General features: G+C 43.0%; 3 protein-coding genes. 2 read left to right on the plus strand and 1 reads right to left on the minus strand.

Features of this window, described 5'->3' with window-relative positions; all coding sequences use genetic code 11:
- Positions 1 to 1,134, minus strand: a 1,134-nt coding sequence (locus tag QZ379_RS12165; RefSeq protein ID WP_291565218.1) for an immunoglobulin-like domain-containing protein, incomplete at its 3' end; no start/stop codon positions are given.
- A 118-nt stretch (positions 1,135 to 1,252) separates the two neighbouring features.
- On the opposite strand from QZ379_RS12165, the gene QZ379_RS12170 reads away from it, so the two are divergent.
- Positions 1,253 to 3,244 (plus strand): DUF4954 family protein, encoded by a 1,992-nt coding sequence (locus QZ379_RS12170; RefSeq protein WP_291565221.1) that lies wholly within the window; start codon positions 1,253 to 1,255, stop codon positions 3,242 to 3,244.
- Between the two features lie 70 nt (positions 3,245 to 3,314).
- On the plus strand, positions 3,315 to 3,989 hold the full coding sequence (locus tag QZ379_RS12175; RefSeq protein ID WP_291565224.1) for an MgtC/SapB family protein: 675 nt from the start codon (positions 3,315 to 3,317) through the stop codon (positions 3,987 to 3,989).
- Positions 3,990 to 4,356 lie beyond the last annotated feature (367 nt).

The raw sequence follows: 4,356 nt of genomic DNA on the forward strand, positions 1-4,356 counted from the left end.
CATGTACCATTCTTTTCTGCTGCCGTCAAAACCTATTCTCTTATAGACCTTATATGTCCCTGGCTTGTTGTCGTTAACCAAGTTGTACAGTGATGCTTTGAAATCGTATCCTTGTCCTTTCTCCACACCTATACCTAAGTCGTTTACGACACATGAAGCGCGTAGTGGAATCCATTTACTGCCTTCTTTGCGTGCGACTCCATAGTCAAGTCCGAAAAACAGCATCCGGTCGTTATTGTTGTATATTTTTACCGGAATTTCTTCTGTTCCAACAGGGTAAACGGGCTTTTCCGTTCTCATGCTGATGTCCATAGTGTCCGATGTCGTAGTGAAAGGGAGAGGTTCGGTTGGGGTTATCTTTCCGAAATCAAGGGCGGAGTAGTTCAGTATTCTTCTTCTGAACATTTCCTGATACGGCATGGCGTTGTTTATCAGACCAACCGATATCGTATCGCCGTCGTGGAGCTGACATGCGGTTGAGATGTTTTCACGTATGGTATCTGTGCGTGGAAGGCTCGTGACTTTCTTCCACATACTGTCCATCAGCTTGCGGACACCTTTGTTGTCAACCATTTCAAACTCTGCGAATGCCGCTTCCGTATCGTTGTTGAACGGCTTGTATATACGATATTTTCCCGGACGGTTGGGAGTGATGTCGGTATAGATGTGTATGGTCTGCATTCTGACATTATGGTATGGCGATATTATCCAGAGCATATCCTCACTTATAGGATTTACAGGTAGCGGTTCCCAGGTTTTGTCTTTCTTGTTATAATAGGCTATGCTGTACTCGTCTCCGCAGGTGTACTCCTTGCCTGATTTGTTGGTTACGAACACTGTTATTTCATTTGTCGGGAGAGGGTAGTAGTCGTATTCCGTACACATACTCAAAAGGGCATGGCTGATTCCCTTGCCTGTGGGGATGCTATTGCAGTAAGGCACGATGACGGGTATGGAAACTTCCGCACTGTCATGTCTGGCGGTATCCCATGCAGTTTCTTTCTGCGGCATAACGGTATCCGCTTGCAGTGTGACAGTATCTGCATGGGAGGATTCTGTTTGTCTTTTCCCTGCATTGTTGCAACCCGTCAGTAGCATTGTGAGGACAAAGAGTAATGTGCTTGTAGTTTTCATATGGCAACGGATTTTATCTCTTCAAAGATAGATGAAATTTATGATAAAAGCAAGATATATATCAAAATGTTACTATCTTTGTCGTTAGAATGATAAAAGAACAAGTGAAATGATTATTATGGAACATACATTTAGAAATCTCACATTGTCTGAGATTGATACACTCATTGCACAGGGATGTTGTGCCGAAAACTGGTCGGATGTAACTGTAGCCGAAGGCTTTGACGCTTCAAAAGTCTGGCATGTAAGGATGTCCGGCAAGATAAGGATAGGGGAGTTGAACGGTGAGTTTACCCTTGCAGGTGGAGTAAAGAAATCCTCCGGAATAAGGAATGCCACTCTGCACAATGTAACCGTAGGCAACGGATGCTGCATAGAGAATGTGAAGAACTATATCGCGAATTATGTCATTTCGGACAGAGTTTTCATCGAGAATGTGGATTGCATGATTGTGGACAAGCGTTCCACTTTCGGAAATGGTACAGAAGTATCCGTGCTGAGTGAAACCGGTGGAAGAGAGGTAATAATTCATGACAAACTTTCTGCTCACGAGGCTTATATAGCTGCCATGTACAGACATCGTCCGGACCTTGCCGCAAAGATGAAATCATTGGTTATGAAGTATGCCGACGAGATAGCTTCGGAATACGGCTATGTGGGCAACGACGCGATGATTGTAGATACCGGATATATCAAGAACGTGCGTATAGGCAGTTTCTGTAAGATAGAGAGTGCCGGACGACTGAAGAACGGTAGCCTTAACAGTAACGAGAGTGCGCCTATCCACATCGGTTACGGCGTAATCTGCGACGATTTCATCATCTCCAGCGGCTCGCATATCGAAGACGGTACTATGCTGACAAGATGTTTCGTAGGTCAGGCATGTCATATGGGACATAACTATTCTGCGTCCGATTCTCTGTTCTTCTGTAATTGTCAGGAAGAAAACGGCGAGGCTTGTGCCATCTTTGCTGGTCCTTTCACCGTTACCCATCATAAATCGACATTGCTTATAGCCGGTATGTTCTCATTCATGAATGCCGGTTCGGGTTCAAACCAGAGCAACCATATGTATAAGTTGGGACCTATCCACCAGGGCATCATGGAGAGAGGTGCCAAGACTGCTTCCGACTCTTATATCCTTTGGCCCGCACGTATCGGAGCTTTCTCTCTCGTTATGGGACGCCACGTGGCTCATCCTGACACCACCAATCTGCCTTTCTCATATCTTATAGAAGAGAAGAATACCACATACCTTATGCCGGGTGTAAACCTCCGAAGTGTGGGAACTATCCGCGATGCTCAGAAGTGGCCTAAGCGTGACAACAGAAAAGACCCTTGCCGCATGGATAAGGTGAATTACAACCTTCTGAGTCCATATACCATACAGAAGATGTTCAAGGGACGTGAGATTCTGAAAGACCTTGCGAGGGTATCTGGCGAGACATCCGAAACATACTCATATCAGAGTGCGAAAATCAAGAATTCATCGCTGAACAAGGGTATAAAGTTCTATGAGACAGGTATTACCAAGTTCCTCGGAAACTCCGTTATCAAGCGTCTGGAGATAACGGAATTCAAGAGTAACGAAGAAATCCGCGAAAGGCTCAAACCTGACACTGCCATAGGTACGGGCGAATGGGTTGACGTATCGGGACTTATTGCTCCTCGTAGTGAGATAGACCGCCTGATGGCCGATATCGAGTGTGGAGTGCTTGATTCTGTGGAAAAGATAGATGCCCGCCTTACAGAGATGCACAATAATTACTATACTTACGAATGGACCTGGGCATACGGCAAGATGCTTGAATTCTTTGGGCTTGAGGCAGATAAAATCACTAAGGAAGACATTATCAGTATCGTAGAAAAATGGAAAGATGCGGTAATCGGCCTTGACAAGATGGTTTACGAAGATGCGGAGAAGGAATTCTCTCTTTCTGCCATGACTGGATTCGGTGCTGATGGAACAAGAGAAGAGCAAAGGCTTGATTTTGAGCAGGTGAGAGGGTACTTTGAAAGTAATCCTTTCGTAGAAGCGGTATTGGAGCACATAAAGGTAAAAGGCGAGTTGGGCGATGAACTGATATCAAGGATGAACAGAATAAAATAGCATCATAGCCTGCTGATAGCTTGCTTTTTTCATGTACAATGCTTATATTTGTGTATAAGCATTTGGTATTATGGAAATGTACACAGAATTCATAATAAGGCTGGTGGTAGCCAGTCTTATGGGCGTTATAATAGGTCTGGAGAGGGAATACCGTTCCAAGGAAGCAGGCTACAGGACTCATTTTCTTGTAGCTTTGGGAAGTGCATTGCTGATGATAGTATCTCAATATGGCTTCTCGGAAGTACTTGAAACTGAGTTAGTTAGACTTGATCCGAGTCGCCTGGCTGCTCAGGTAGTCAGCGGAATAGGATTTATAGGTGCAGGTACTATAATATTGCTTCAGAAGCAGATAGTCAGAGGTCTGACTACTGCAGCAGGCATATGGGCCACATCAGGTATCGGACTTGCCATAGGCGCAGGAATGTACGTTCTGGGCATTACGGCAACGGTTTTATTCCTTATTGGTGTTGAGGTTCTAAATTATTTCTTTAAAGGCATAAGCCTGAGGAGTATGATTGTAGAGTTCTCAACCCGGAATCAGGATTCTCTGAAAGATATATCCGCATTGTTCAGTTCAAGGAATTTCATCATAAGTTCATATGAGATGGAAGAAAAGACTGACGGCAGAGGTAATCCGGTTTATTATGTATCGATGGTTGTAAAAGCCAAGAACATGAATGAAGAAGGAATATTGCTGATGCTGCTTCATGATTTCCCGGAGATTACGGTAAACAGAATAATTTAGCTTATAATTCTGTAAACAGCTATAAGTAAAACGTCGAAGCGTTTAGACTAAAACGCTTCGACGTTTTGTTTGTAATTCTTCGTCGTTTTTGTAGAGAATAATTCTTGTGGATTGATGGCAAATTTCATTGTAGAATCTAAACGGATAAAAGTTATATAATCGGTATTATGTTTAATTAGAATTATGCTTTGTTATTATCTGTTTTATATATTCCTTCCCTTTCTCACTTTTTTACTCATAATTCTCTTGTTTTTCTTTCCCATAATATCTACCCTTATTTTTCTATTCTAAGAAGATTATCGGAAATTACTTTTCAGATAAAACTCTCTGAGAATTCGTTTTTCAGGAAAAAATAAAATCCGGCTTG

Source organism: Bacteroides sp., assembly GCF_019417265.1.
GTDB lineage: Bacteria > Bacteroidota > Bacteroidia > Bacteroidales > Bacteroidaceae > Phocaeicola.

Coding starts and splice junctions, on each gene's coding strand:
- QZ379_RS12175 (WP_291565224.1), top strand. CDS start 3,315: ATGGAAATGTACACAGAATTCATAATAAGGCTGGTGGTAGCCAGTCTT.
- QZ379_RS12170 (WP_291565221.1), top strand. CDS start 1,253: ATGGAACATACATTTAGAAATCTCACATTGTCTGAGATTGATACACTC.